The 13,431-nt window shown below is 68.1% G+C and carries 11 protein-coding genes and 1 pseudogene; 4 read left to right on the forward strand and 8 right to left on the reverse strand.

What is annotated here, in order from left to right; genetic code table 11:
• Positions 1-27: 27 nt before the first annotated feature.
• The 6 genes and pseudogenes from rfbB to OG617_RS00665 all read right to left on the reverse strand — a co-directional run bounded on the left by rfbB (position 28) and on the right by OG617_RS00665 (position 6,822).
• Complete coding sequence (gene rfbB, locus OG617_RS00640; protein WP_405097735.1) at positions 28-1,032, reverse strand: dTDP-glucose 4,6-dehydratase; 1,005 nt, start codon at positions 1,030-1,032, stop codon at positions 28-30.
• A gap of 355 nt (positions 1,033-1,387) precedes the next feature.
• Positions 1,388-2,467: pseudogene (locus OG617_RS00645) on the reverse strand (IS630 family transposase); the annotation flags it as partial.
• A 187-nt stretch (positions 2,468-2,654) separates the two neighbouring features.
• A complete protein-coding gene (locus tag OG617_RS00650; RefSeq protein ID WP_405097737.1) occupies positions 2,655-3,782 on the reverse strand; it encodes a nucleotide disphospho-sugar-binding domain-containing protein in 1,128 nt (375 codons plus the stop codon).
• Between the two features lie 30 nt (positions 3,783-3,812).
• A complete protein-coding gene (locus OG617_RS00655) occupies positions 3,813-4,880 on the reverse strand; it encodes a glucose-1-phosphate thymidylyltransferase (RefSeq protein ID WP_405104054.1) in 1,068 nt (355 codons plus the stop codon).
• A gap of 122 nt (positions 4,881-5,002) precedes the next feature.
• On the reverse strand, positions 5,003-5,353 hold the full coding sequence (locus tag OG617_RS00660) for a nucleotide disphospho-sugar-binding domain-containing protein (protein ID WP_405097739.1): 351 nt from the start codon (positions 5,351-5,353) through the stop codon (positions 5,003-5,005).
• A 272-nt stretch (positions 5,354-5,625) separates the two neighbouring features.
• Positions 5,626-6,822, reverse strand: a complete 1,197-nt coding sequence (locus tag OG617_RS00665) for a glycosyltransferase (RefSeq protein ID WP_405097741.1) — start codon at positions 6,820-6,822, stop codon at positions 5,626-5,628.
• A gap of 376 nt (positions 6,823-7,198) precedes the next feature.
• Here OG617_RS00665 and OG617_RS00670 point away from each other — a divergent pair, with 376 nt between their 5' ends.
• On the forward strand, positions 7,199-7,981 hold the full coding sequence (locus tag OG617_RS00670) for an AraC family transcriptional regulator (protein ID WP_405097743.1): 783 nt from the start codon (positions 7,199-7,201) through the stop codon (positions 7,979-7,981).
• Between the two features lie 54 nt (positions 7,982-8,035).
• Here OG617_RS00670 and OG617_RS00675 read toward each other — a convergent pair whose 3' ends face one another.
• Positions 8,036-9,586 carry an FAD-binding oxidoreductase gene (locus OG617_RS00675; protein ID WP_405097745.1) on the reverse strand — a complete coding sequence of 517 codons (1,551 nt, stop codon included), beginning with the start codon at positions 9,584-9,586 and terminating at the stop codon, positions 8,036-8,038.
• Positions 9,587-9,757: 171 nt separating this feature from the next.
• Between OG617_RS00675 and OG617_RS00680 the strand changes: the two genes are divergently transcribed.
• From OG617_RS00680 to OG617_RS00690, 3 genes are all read left to right on the forward strand, one after another.
• Positions 9,758-9,937, forward strand: a complete 180-nt coding sequence (locus OG617_RS00680) for a hypothetical protein (RefSeq protein WP_405097747.1) — start codon at positions 9,758-9,760, stop codon at positions 9,935-9,937.
• Positions 9,938-10,101: 164 nt separating this feature from the next.
• Positions 10,102-11,037, forward strand: a complete 936-nt coding sequence (locus OG617_RS00685; protein WP_405097749.1) for a putative sugar O-methyltransferase — start codon at positions 10,102-10,104, stop codon at positions 11,035-11,037.
• A complete protein-coding gene (locus OG617_RS00690; protein WP_405097751.1) occupies positions 11,034-12,023 on the forward strand; it encodes an NAD-dependent epimerase/dehydratase family protein in 990 nt (329 codons plus the stop codon). The genes OG617_RS00685 and OG617_RS00690 overlap by 4 nt, the downstream gene beginning before the upstream one ends.
• Positions 12,024-12,030: 7 nt before the next feature.
• On the opposite strand, the gene OG617_RS00695 is transcribed toward OG617_RS00690, so the two are convergent.
• Positions 12,031-13,407, reverse strand: a complete 1,377-nt coding sequence (locus tag OG617_RS00695) for an NDP-hexose 2,3-dehydratase family protein (protein WP_405097753.1) — start codon at positions 13,405-13,407, stop codon at positions 12,031-12,033.
• Between the last annotated feature and the right edge of the window lie 24 nt (positions 13,408-13,431).

Here is a 13,431-nt window from a genome sequence, read left to right on the forward strand (position 1 = left end):
GCCCGGCCGGCCGGGCGGGCGCGGATGTCACTCGACCGCCTGCAACGGCTCCGAGCCGGCCGTACGCATCTGAGCGGCTTTCCACCAGGCCGGGTTGTCCCGGTACCAGTCCACCGTGTCCGCCAGCCCCTGCTCGAACTCCACCCGCGGCGCGTAGCCCAGCTCGTCGCGGATCTTGGTCTCGTCGAGCGAGTAGCGCAGATCGTGCCCTTTACGGTCCGGAACCCGGCGAACCATCGACCAGTCGGTGCCGGTCAGCTCCAGCAACCGCTCGGTGATCGCCAGGTTCGTCTGCTCGTTGCCCCCGCCGACGTTGTAGACCTCACCCGCCCGGCCCCGGGTGAGCACGAGCTGGATGGCCCGGCAATGGTCGTCAACGTGCAGCCACTCCCGGACGTTGCGGCCGTCGCCGTACAGCGGAACCGGCCTGCCCTCGAGCAGGCTGGTGGCGAACAGCGGGATGAGCTTCTCCGGGTGCTGACGCGGGCCGAAGTTGTTGGAGCACCGGGTGATACACACCTCAAGGCGGTGCGTACGCCAGTACGCCCGAGCCATCAGGTCGGACGCCGCCTTGGACGCGGCATACGGGGAGTTGGGCAGCAGCGGCCACTCCTCGGTCCACGAGCCCTCGCTGATCGAGCCGTACACCTCGTCGGTCGACACGTGCACGACCCGCCCCACGCCGACGCGACGGCACGCCTCGAGCACGCTCTGAGTGCCACAGACATTGGTCCGGACGAACTCCGACGCCGACGCGAGCGAACGGTCGACATGTGTCTCAGCGGCGAAATGGACCACCGCGTCATGCCCCTGGAGAAGCTCTGCCAGCAGGGGACTGTCGCAGATGTCGCCCTCCACGAACTTCAGCCGGGGGTGATGGGCCGGCAGATTGTCGCGGCTTCCGGCATAGGTCAGCTTGTCCACGACCGTTACCCGGGCGTCCTCATACCCAGCGTCGTAGACACCGTCGAGCAGCGAACGGACGTAGTGGGAGCCGATGAAGCCCGCACCCCCGGTGACGAGAATCCTCATCTCAGCACTCCATGACCAACCTGCATTGAAGTCCCTTTCTCCGCGTGGAGCCCCTGAATCGTCCATGGTGAGCCGGACCGGTCGTCCCCGCCTGGAGAGGAGCCGGACGCCGCAAACGCCGCGGTGATATCGCTTCGACCGCAGACAGGGCCAGTGAAGGATTACAAAAGGTCAAACTTAGAGCGCTCGTTTTCATGGAGGGACCACCGCATCGATGGCCAATCGGGACAGATGCAGGTCTCGCCACGTCGCCGCTTGATCACGAGCGCGATCCTGGCAACGAGCGAGAGGCTCCAAAGGGATCGCCATGGAGTATCGCAAGCTCAAGGTGGTGTGCTGAGTCGTTGGAAGGTTTACTGATCCGGGTGCAGTAGTTGGCGAGGTTGTCGAGGATCTGGTCGGCGGTTTGGGTCCAGACAAAGGGTTTCGGGCTGTCGTTCCATGCCGCGATCCAGGTGCTGACGTCGTCTTCGAGGGCTTTGACGCTGCGGTGCGTGGAGCGGCGGAGCTTGTGGTTGGTCAGTTCAGCGAACCAGCGTTCGACCAGGTTGAGCCTGCCGGAGGCTGGTGTGAAGTGCAGGTGGAAGCGCGGATGCGCGGCCAGCCAGGTGCGGATCGCCGGGGTCTTGTGTGTGGCGTAGTTGTCGCAGATCAGGTGCAGGTCCAACTCGGGTGGGGTGCTGGTGTCGATGGTTTTGAGGAAGCGCGGGAACTCCTGGTGGCGGTGCCGCCGCTGGTGCTGGCCGATCACCTTGCCGGTGGCGATGTCCAGTGCGACGAACAGGCTCGTGGTGCCGTGGCGCACGTAGTCGTGGGTGCGGCGCTCAGGCACGCCGGGCATCATCGGCAGCATCGGCGCGGTGCGATCGAGGGCTTGCATCTGGGACTTCTCGTCGACGGCGAGGACCATCGCCTTGTCCGGCGGATCGAGGTACCTCCCGACCACGTCACGGACCTCGTCGATGAACAACGGATCGGTGGACAGCTTCCAGGTGTCCACCAGGTGCGTCTTGGGGCCGAACGCCCGCCAGATCCGCGACACGACCGTCTGGTTGAGCCCGGCCGCCTTCGCCATCGACCGAATCGACCAGTGGATGTCCTGGTTAGACGGTGCATCTTCGAGGGCCTTGACGATGACCGCCTCGACCTGCGCGTCGGTGATCTTCCGCGGCGCGCCAGGACGAGGCTCATTCCGCAGCCCTGCCAGTCGCTGCGTGATGAACCGCTTGCGCCACTTACCGGCCTTCGGCAGCGACGCCCCGAGTTGCCGTGAGACCTCGCTGTTGGACAGGCCATCCGCGCACGCCAACACGATCCGCGCACGCAACGCCAACGCCTGCGCCGTTTTTCCACGACGAGCCCAGCCTTGCAACACGTCCCGCTCCTCGGCGGTCAACGCCAGCAACGCCAAATTCGGACCACGACCATCACCCACGCCATCAATCTAGCAACGAATCAACGACTCAGGACAGTACTACGCGGCATAGCACCCTCCCCATATCGTGCTTCGCCGCAATGTGCGGCTGCAGTCGAATTCAGACCAACAGGTGATTTCCGTGGTCGGCATCCCAGACTATTCTCGGCGCTTCCAAAGGACCTCTAATTATCGCGTTCATTTCGCGTCACAGATCGGTGAGGCGTTCGACGACGGCCGAAGGGGGCGGCAGCAGGGCCATCTCCCGGGCCAGGGCGGCTGCCGTGTCGATGTGCTTCTCGTCCTCCAGGAGCCGGGCGCAGCTTTGCACCACGGCTCCCGGCGTGGTCTCCGGCGGGGACAGCATGAGACCGGCGCCCGACTCGGCGATCATCATGCCGTTGTCGAACTGGTCGTCGAACCACGGCAGGACCAGCTGAGGAAGCCCCGCCGCGACGGCGTTCAGGGTCGTGCCCTGCCCGCCGTGATGGATGATCGCCGCGCAGGAGGGCAGCACACTGCCGAGGGGGATGCGGCCGGCGTGCAGCACGGCGGGTGGCAGCCGGCGCCAGCGTGCGGCGATGTCGTCGTCGACGGCCACCACTAGTTCCACATCCAGCGCCGCCAGGTGGTCCAGCATGGTGAGCATGAAGTCGGAAGCATCGTTGCCTGCGGCCCGGGGCACGACGGTGCCGAGCGTCACGCAGATCCTCGGGCGGTCGGGGGTGCGGAACGCCCAGTCCGGTATGGGGGCCTCCCCGCTGGAGGCGACGTGACGCAGCCCCAGGTATTCGGACGCGTGCGGCAACCAGAGGCTGACCGGCCACGGGTTGAGAACCTGGTGCGGGGCAGGGATCCCGGCGAATCCCATGTCGTGCAGCTCGGCCGAGAACTCCTCCGCGCCAGCGTCCCGGTATTCGTGCAGTTGGGACACCGACCAGTGATACTGCACCCAGGGGATGCCCGCGGCCAAGGCGGCGAGCGGACCGGCGAACTCGGCGCGCTCGCTGACGACCAGTTGGGGGTGCCACGAGTCGACGAGGCTCCGGGTTCCCGCGAAGTTCTGCCGGGCGATGCGGGCGAACGTACGCCCGTGGGTGTGACGCTGGTCGATCGCCGTGTCCGGGTCCGAGGGCCGTCCGGCGCGGCCGATCTCCGTGAGATCCGCGGCCGGGCCGGTCGCCGCGACCGGCAGGCCCGAGCGCAGCGCGGAGTCCACGAAGTTGTCCGAGGTGCTGACAAGCACCTCATGACCCGCGATCCGGAACGCCCAGGCCAGCGGCACCAGCGGGAAGAAGTGCCCGGTGAGCGGCGTCGTGGTGAAAAGAACACGCATGTCGTCGTCCTCCTCGGCGTCGGTCGGCGATCAGGCGGAGACCTCGACGTGACTGTCGTCGCCGATCAACAGGCGGTGGGCCGCCGCGTCCTTGTGTGCGCGACGGACCTGACCCCCTTTGCCGATGATCGAACCAGCGAGGGCGCTGACATCGAACACGGACGCGTCGTCCAGCAGAATGGAGTACTCGACGTCCGCCGCGCGTAGCTGGCACCCTCGGCCGATGGAGGTGAACGGCCCCACCCGACTGTCCTCGATGACGCTGCCGGCACCGATGATCGCCGGGCCGGTGATCGTCGATCGCCGCACGACCGCCCCCGCTTCGACGATGACGGGACCGGAGATCTGCGACCGGTGGTCCACCAGCCCGTGAGTCGCGGGCGCGATGGCCTCCAGGAGAACGCGATTGCACTCCAGGAGGTCGCCCAGGGTGCCGGTGTCCGCCCAGTGACCGGTGAACAGCTGCGCGGTCACGGTGTGCCGGCGCTCGATCAGAAACTGGACGGCGTCGGTGATCTCCAGCTCGCCACGTCCGCTCGGCTCGATGCTGCGGACCGCCTCGTGGATCTCCGGTGTGAAGAAGTAGGCCCCGGTCACCGCGAGGTCGCTGTTCGGGTGTGCCGGCTTCTCCTGCAGCCGCGTGACCCTGCCCGCGCCGTCCAGCTCGGCGATACCGTACTGCGACGGATTCGCGACCTTCGTCACGACCAGGTGCGCAGCCGGCCGGGTCCGCCGGAATTCGGAAGCCGCGGAGCCGATGCCGCCGACGAAGATGTTGTCACCGAGGTACATCACGAAGTCGTCGGCGTCGAGGAAATCCCGGGCGATGAGCACGCAATGCGCCAAGCCGCGCGGCTCGCTCTGCACGATGTACTCGACCGAAATACCCAGGTAAGACGCGTTACCGACGGCCTCGGCTATCGCTTTTCCCGAGTCGCCGACGATGATGCCGACATCGGTGATGCCAGCTGCGGCGATCGCCTCGAGGGCATGCAGGAGAACCGGCTTGCCTGCCACCGGCACCAGCTGTTTAGGACTGTTGTGAGTAAACGGACGCAACCGGGTGCCAGCGCCGCCGGACAACACGAGAGCCTTCACCATGACCTCTCAGACCAACTCTTCGAGCGTTTCGACCACCTCGGACGGGGAAGGGGCCGCGAGCATCTCCTGGCGTAGCGACTCGGCCGACTTCCTCATCGTCGTGTCCGACAGAGCCCGGGTCACCCGGCGCTGAGGTGAGCCGTGTCGGCAGCCTCCAGCGGCACGTGCACTCCGGCCCCGGAGTCGGCCACGAGCTGGGCGATCTCGGCGCGATCCATGAAGATCGGGACAATCACCTGAGGCACACCGGCGGACGCCGCGGTCAGCATCGTTCCCGAGCTGCCGTGGTGCACGATCGCGTCGCACGTCGGCAGCAGCGTGTGCAACGGCAGCCCGACCTTGATCCGGACGTTCGGTGAGGCCGCCGTCACGAACTCCCGGTCGGCGGCGCTCACGGCGACCACCACCTCGGCGTCGATCCCCTCCAACGCGGTCAGGATCTCCGGGACCAGCAAATTGCGGCTCCCCACCATTTCGGTGTGCGTGGCTCCCCAGGTCAATCTCTCTGTGCACGGTAATGGGTGTGCACCGTTCTGCCCATTCGGTGAACAGACAGGCGGAGGTATCTGCCAAACCGATCTGTTCCGCAGCGGCGGAGATGTGCGCCTCATTGCCCGCTGCGACAGCGACCAGACGCTCAACGGCCTTGAAGTGCTCGGAGTTCATTACGACGCCTTTTCGGTGGGCAGCGGTAGCTCCGGTAAGGACGGGAGGTCATGTCAAGCCGGATCCCGGAACCGCATCAACAGAAATCGGGAAGCCGGGCCGCGACTTCCGTGGGGCTCGGCATGGTGGCGATCTCCTCGGCGATGGCCTTGGCCGCCTGTCTGGCATCGGGATCGGTCAGCAGTCCGCCGGCTGCCTCGGTGACGGCCGCGGCGGAGACGACATCAGCACGGCGAAGGTCTTCCCCCCGTTCAACTCCCTCGGGCAGTAACCGCCTCCCGGCGCCGGCGACGGACACCGCGCCGGCGTTGAGGAACCCGTCGAACCCGACGGGCAGGAACAGCTGTGGTACCCCGGCACCGGCCGCGCCGAGGGTGGCCCCGGAGCCGCCGTGGTGTACGGCGAGATCGACCAGCGGCAGCAGTTCCGCCTGCGGCACCCAGCGCTCGAGGTGCACGTTACCGGGCAGCACACCGAACTCGGCCACCGAAATGTTTGGCCCGGCTGCCACCAGCACCTCGACGTCCAATGCCGACAACCCATCCATAGCAGCGCGCAGGGCAGGGGCAGTGCCGACCACGGTACCCAGCGTCAGGTAGACCAGCGGTCGTTTCCGCTCGGCCAGGACGATCTCTGGTAGCTCGCCGGATTCGCTGAATGGCACCGGGCGCAGCGACACCCGTTCCGGATGATCCAAGAACGAGGTTTCCTGCAGCGAGGGCGGATAGATGTCCAGGTATCGGTCACCCAGGAGGTACTGCCCCTCGGGCAGCTCCACACCGATCTCGGCGGCGACCGTACGGAGTAGCTCCATGCCTCGCTGCTGCGACCGGTCTCCTCGGTCGACCGCCTCCGCTCGGGCGTGGGAGTGGCATACGGCGGGAATGCCCAGGCTGTGCGCCGCGAGCCCGGCTCCCGGGTTGCCCGCTTGGTACACCACCAGGTCGGGCCGCTCCGCCCGCAGCACGGGCAGCAGGTCGGCAGCAAACCTGCGGGGTATTAGTTCGCTGAACACCCGGACTGCGGGCTCGAGCCATTCCTGCCATGTCACTTCCCCGAACTTCCCGTCTGCCTCCGCGAGAACAGTACCGAAGGCCTCCCGGATCGGCATTCCGGCCGGCGCAGTACGGAATCCAAGCCCTAGTAACAACGGGTGGAATCTCTCGCCAGTGGCATAAATGACGTCATGGCCGACCTCCCGGGCAGCGAGGGCCAGCGGCAGCAACGGGTAGGCGTGACCATAACCTGAAAGACTGGAGAAAACGATCTTCATTTCCCGGTTTGGCCTTCCTGCCTGGGAAAGATGATGACAGTGGTCGAGCGAGATAAAGCTCAGGCTAACCAGCGGGTGCCGCGGTCTCCATCCCTCACATTGACTGCACGTGGTTACCGCGAATGAGGCGGCCGGACACCTCCCGGGAAGGCCGAATCGCGTCAGGCCGCCGGGCGCAGCGGCTGACCCGGGCGGGGAAGGCGTTGCCGCCCCGGTCCATGCGGTCCGGCTCGGCGGACGAGATCATCGAGCCCTGCGACACCCGGCTGCGGATCGCAGAGCTGATCCGGCGGGCACCCGCCGCGCCGGCCGGCATGGCAACATTCCGCTCTAGGACACCAACGGCGCCGGCAGCGCGGTGGAAGACAGGGGCCAGGTGAGCGACTCGACCGAGCGAGCGGTTCTGCGGGCCGTCGTGCTGATGCGCGACCATCTGGGTGAGCCGTTGACGATGGACGACCTGGCGCGCACGGTGATGTTCAGCCGGTTCCACTTCACCCGGGTCTTTCAGCGAGTCACCGGCGTGGCGCCGAGCCGATTTCTCTCGGCAATGCGCCTGCACCGCGCGAAACGGCTTCTGACCACGACGGAACTCACCATCACGCACATCTGTGCCCACGTCGGCTACAGCAGCGTCGGCACCTTCAGCTCGCGGTTCTCGCGCCGGGTCGGCATGTCGCCCACCCACTTCCGGAGCCTCGCCCAGCACGGCGCGATCGAGCCGGGCCGGGCGACCTCGCAGCCGTCGCAGGCCCGGATATCCGGCCAGGTATGGACGCGCGACAACGTCCCGCGGCTCATCTATGTCGGCCTCTTCGCCGAGCCTGCTCCGCAAGGACGCCCGGCCCGTTGTACGGTGCTCGACGGCTCCGGCCGTTACGAGCTCGACGCCGTACCTGCGGGCACGTGGAGCCTCGTCGTCCAGGCTCTCCCGTCCAGCCAGGACCGGTGCGAAGGTTTCGCAGCCACGTACGTCTGCACCCGGAGCCCGATCACGGTGAGCCGGGGCATCGAGATCAAGACGGACCTGGAGCTCAAGCCGGCCCGCGCCCTTGATCCGCCGCTACACCGTGCCCTGGTGGAGGTTCGCAAGCATGCGCTCAGCGCCCTGACCGTCGAGCTCACGGGTTCCGAACCACCACCTGCCGCTCGTTGCTGAGGCCGGCTCGGCCGGCCGGCGAGGCGTCGCCGGCCGGCCTGGCTCGGCCCGGAGTCAGCCGATGCTGCGGGCGAAGCGGAAGAACCCGTGCGGATCGTAGGCCCGCTTGATGCGCACCAGCCGGGGGTAGTTCTCGGCGTAGTAGGCGGTACGCCAGTCCGTCAGCGCCGGGTCCATGTAGTTCTGGTAGCTCTCGCGTAGGGAATGCCGGTCGAGCACCGTGAAGCCGTCCGCGAGCCAGCTCTCGCATGCCGCCGTGTCCTCGCCGGTGTAGGTGAGGTCGAGGATGTTCGCGGTGAGACCGGCCACCATCTTGGTGGTCCGGTGCACATAGGCGGTGTCCGTGCGGCCCGGCTCGTTCGCGGCGCCCCCGAGGGCCTCGAAGTACAGCATGCGGTCCTGCCCGTTCCGGAAATGCGCCGGCTCGGCCAGGACCGCCAGGAGGTCCTCGACGTCGGCGCGAGGCACCGCTGAGTCGAACATCCGGCACCGGGTGCGGTAGTAGTTGTAGCGAGGTTTCAGCGCCTCGGGATTGGTGCCGACACGGTGGCACTGCGCGGTGGTGAGATCCGCGCAGCCATAGATCTGCATCATGAGGTCCTGAACCGACTTCTCCGCGACCAACCGGTTGACCGGCGCCACGCCGGTCATTCCGACCAGTTCGTCGAGGCGGCGGTTGAGTTCCTCGGTGGTGCCGTACCAGGCTCCCGAGACGACCACCATGGTGCCGGGTGAGGGCACGTTCGTGCTGCGGGCCAGCAGGACCGAGGAAAGATCGTTGGGTGACGCCAGCATCCACTGCTGCCAGTTCTCGATCAGCGCGGTCGCGTCACTCTCCAAGAACATCAGCCGGTAACCAACCAGGGTGTTGCGGCGCACCGGTTCAAGCGTGTAGCTGGTGACGACGCCGTAGTTGCCGCCGCCGTTGCCGCGCAGCGCCCAGTACAGATCGGGATTATCCCGGGCCGAAGCCCGCACGATGCGCCGGTCCGCCAGCACCACCTCGGCCGAGACCAGCCGGTCGCTGGCCAGGCCGTACTTACGAGTCTGGTGGCCGATACCACCGCCCTGGATGAAACCGCCGGCGCCCACCGTGGGGCAGAGGCCACTGGCCAGGGCCAGCCCGTGCGGGGTCAGGGCGGCCAGCGCATCGACCTGCTGGGTGCCCGCGCCGATCGTGACGTGCGTTCCGTTGGTGGTGACCCGGTTCAGCCGGGAGACGTCCAGGATAATGCCGGTTGTCGTCGAATAGCCACCGAAGCTGTGCCCCCCGCTTCGGGGAACGGTGTGCACCGCGTTGTCCTGGGCGAACGCTATGACGGTCTGGACGTCCCTTGTGCTCGCGCAGTAGGCGACGGCCATCGGATGAATGTTGTCGAACTGGCCGAGCGACTGCTCGTGGGCCTGCATGTAGCGCGAATCCGACGGCAGAATGAGGTCACCGTCGAGGTGACAGCTCAGCGAGTTCCAGTTGACCCTGCCGCCGCCGCGCCGGACGGTGCTGCCGGCGGCGGATCCGGTCAGCCCGGAGACGCCCGTCACCGCGCCGACCGCCGACGCGGCGGTGAGGCCCAGGACAGCACGACGAGTGAAGTTTCCTGTCACAGCGATTCCCCCGGTACGAGTAAGACGTTGCTGCGATTTTCATCGATCGCTGCGGGGCGCGCATCTTCCGGTGTGCCGTACTCACCGCCCTCGACCGGCTTCCCAGGCGGACACCGGCGGCGCGAGCGCGTCCGGCAACTCGCCGACCTCGTTGCCGGGAGGTCGTAGGCCGTGGGAGAACCTGCCAGTCGGCCGGCCACCGACGGCCCCGGCATGATCGGCGACGGCGGCTACCAGGGCGCCGGCCTGCTCACCACGCCCAAGAAGCCAGCCGGCGGGGACCTGACCGCCGAGCAGAAGACGTACAACTACTCACTCGACCGGCTGCCGGCCCCGCCGCGGCGGGTGTAAGAAATATCCATGAAATTCCGAGTACTCGGTCCGTTCGAGGGTTCGATGCAGGGCGAGCCGAGCCCACCCAGCGCGACCCGGGTGCATGGACGCCTACCGCGAGCTGCAGCGCACGTTGGACCAGAACCTGAGGGCCAGAAGGGCATGCCAAAGGAGGCGCAGTCATGACTGAGCAAATGCAGCCGGTGCACCGGCGATACGGCCCGAGCGCGCAGTGGTTGCACATCAACGAGGCGCACATCACCGAGGAGGCCGTGGCCGACCTCGCCGGGTTCAAGTCGAACGGGGTCAACTTCAAGCTGGCGCTGTGGAACCCGCAGCCCAACGGCGTGCGGTACCTGAAGGCGCTCACCTTCGCCCTGGGCATGCAGCTCAGCCCCGCGAACAGGGAGAGGCTGCACCGCACGCGCAACCGCGAGGTCGGCGACCCCTATTCAGTGCGTTGCAACGGCGAACCAGTATGCCTCGACTACTTGCAGGCAGTGCACGAGGTCGATTTCATGGCGGCGAACCTGCCCCTCGACGGCGCCCGGATTGTGGAGATCGGCGCCGGCTACGGCCGGACCTGCCACACCCTGCTGTCCAACCACGAGGTCGCCGGATACACGATCGTCGACCTGCCGAACACGCTGGCGCTGTCGCGCCGGTACCTGCGGACCGTGCTGGAGCCGGAGCAGTTCGCGAAGATCAGTTTCGTGGGCATCGACGAGGTGGACGAGCAGGTGCGCGGTGCCCGCTTCGATCTGTGCGTGAACGTCGACTCGTTCGCCGAGATGGACCCCGACACCGTGCGGGACTACCTCGCGCTCATCGACGCGACCTGCGCGCACTTCTACGTCAACAACCCGGTCGGCAAGTACCTCGACAAGATGCTGGACGGCCACTCGCAGGGCGCCGCGGTGGTGAATCTGGCGCTGAACAGCGGGCTGCTGCGCGACGTCATCGACATCCACGACAGCGAGGCGGTGCTGGAGAAGGTGCCCGCTTTCGTGTCCGCGTACCGGCCCGGCGAGCGGTGGCAGTGCGTGGCGCGGGATCGCGCGGTGTCGTGGAGCTACTACTGGCAGGCCCTGTACCGCGCCGACCCGGTGCCACGGTGAACGCCGCCGGCGCCGGCGGGGACCGGCCGCTGATCGCGGTGCTGGGTGGTTCGGGCTTCATCGGCGCCGCGGTCGTCGAAGCCCTCGCCCGGCGGCCGATCCGGCTACGCACAGTCGGCCGCCGGCCGCAGCCGGTGCCGACCGGCGCCGTGGCCGAGGTCGAGGTGCTGTGCGCCGACCTCACGGCTCGCGCGGGGCTCGAAGCCGCGGTGGCCGGCGCGGACACGGTGGTCCATCTGCTGATGCACACCGCCGGCTGGCGTGAGGCCGCCGGCAACCCGGCCGCCGAACGGGTGAACGTCGGCGTGATGCGCGATCTCGTCGACCTGCTCGGGGAGATCCGGCGGCCGCCCGCGGTCGTGTTCGCGGGCTCCACCTCGCAGGCCGGCCTGCCGGAGCGGATGCCCCTCGACGGCAGCGAACCCGACCGGCCCACGACCACCTACGACCGGCAGAAGCACACAGCGGAGCAGGTGCTCAAGGCGGCCACCGCCGCCAGGCTGGTCCGCGGCGTGTCCTTGCGGCTGCCCACCGTGTACGGGGACAGCCCCCGGGGGCGGCTGAACGGCCGCGGCGTGGTCTCCACCATGGTGCGCAAGGCCTTCGCCGGCGAGGAGCTCACCCTGTGGAACGACGGCACAGTCGAGCGCGACCTGCTGTATGTGCACGACGCCGCGGACGCCTTCCTCGCCGGTATCGACCACGCGGACGTGCTCGCGGGCCGGCACTGGCTGCTCGGCACCGGGCGCGGCGTGCCCCTGGGCGACGTGCTACGGACGATCGCCGACCTGGTCGGCGCCCGCCTGGGGCGGTCGCCGGTGCCCGTCGTCTGCGTACCGCCGCCCGATCTCGCCACGGCCACCGACATGCACAGCGTCGTGATCGACTCGTCGAGGTTCCGGGCGGCTACCAGCTGGCGCCCCCGGGTGCCGTTGCACACCGCGCTGCGGCGTTGCGTCGACGCGTTCGCCGAGAACGCCGGATAGCGCCCACCTACAGTGGTCCGTTCAGCAAGCCGACGACCGCGAGCAGCGTACGCGCCTGAATGTTGAGGTAGTGCCCATGCCGGGCCAGCGAAGTCAGCTGGCCGGGGGTCACCCAGGCGAACCCGGCCGGGGGCTCGGCGGCCGCCTCGGCCTCGTCGGCCTCCACGAGCAGGTAGCGGCTGACGGCGTTGAGGAAACGGCCGCCCTCGTCGGAGTGCACCGCGGCGTATCGGATCCGGTCCGCTCCGGCACGGCGTACCAGGTCGAGGAACGGCGGCCGCTCCCGCTCCGGCAGGTGGGCGTAGTTCTCCGGGGTGCACTGCACCGTCGGCCCGAGTTCGACGGTGTCGAGGAGACCGCCCTCGGCCCGGGCCTGGACCAGCAGGTGCGGCACCCCGCCGAAGCGGCGGACCAGGAACGCGCAGAGACCCACGCCGACCGGCTCGAACAGCGGCTGCATCCACGAGGTCACCTCGCGGTTCCCGGCCTCGACGGACACCCCGCCGACCCGGAAGTACCGGTTCCCGACGTGCTGGATGTTGTCGTCGGTGCGCACCCAGTCGCTTACCTCGGCGAGCGGGATGCGCTGGGCCCGCACGTCGTGCCGGGCCCGCTCGTTGGTGAACCACGACAGCACATCCGTGTCGGAGCGCACCGCCCCCGCCTCCGCGGGCGCCGTCGGGGCGCAGGCAAGGACGCTGCGTGCGTCCATGTTCACGACGTTGTCGCGGTGCAGCAGCTTGCCGATCTGCCCCAGGGTGAGCCAGCAGAAGTCGTCGTGCGGCGGCACGTCGTCGAAGGTCTCGATGATCATGTTGCGGTTGGACTTGCACAGGAACCAGGAGCCGTGCTCCGACTGGAGCACGTCGGCGAGCACCCTGCCCCGGCCAGGCCGGGTGAAGTACTCGACGTACCTCACGTCGGCACCCCGATGCACGCCGGTGTAGTTGCTGTGCGTGGCCTGCACGGTCGGCGAGAGCTGCAACAGGCCAGGATTGCCCGGCTCCATCTTGGCCTGCATCAGGAAGTGCAGTACGCCGTCGAACTCCTTGGCCAGGATGCCGAGGATCCCCACCTCGGGCTGCACGATGATCGGCTGCTGCCACTCGCGACCGTCGATCACGACGTGCAGCCCCTCCACGCTGAAGAACCTCCCGCTGCGGTGCACGAGGTTGCCGCTGTCCGGTTCGAACGACCAGCCCTTGATCTTCGCGAGCGGCACCCGCTCGACGGTGAAGCAGTGCGCCTGGCGGCGCCCGGCGAGCCAGGCGTCGAAGTCCTCGGTCCGTATGCCCGTGCCGGTCGCGACGGCCCGCCGGGAACGCGCGAGCCGTGCGGGCAGCCGGGTGTCATCCCGCTCCGCCAGCCGCGTCGCGATCACCATCCTGGATCCCTTCGAGACGAGGTC

It is taken from the genome of Micromonospora sp. NBC_01412 (assembly GCF_045040215.1).
GTDB lineage: Bacteria > Actinomycetota > Actinomycetes > Mycobacteriales > Micromonosporaceae > Micromonospora > Micromonospora rubida.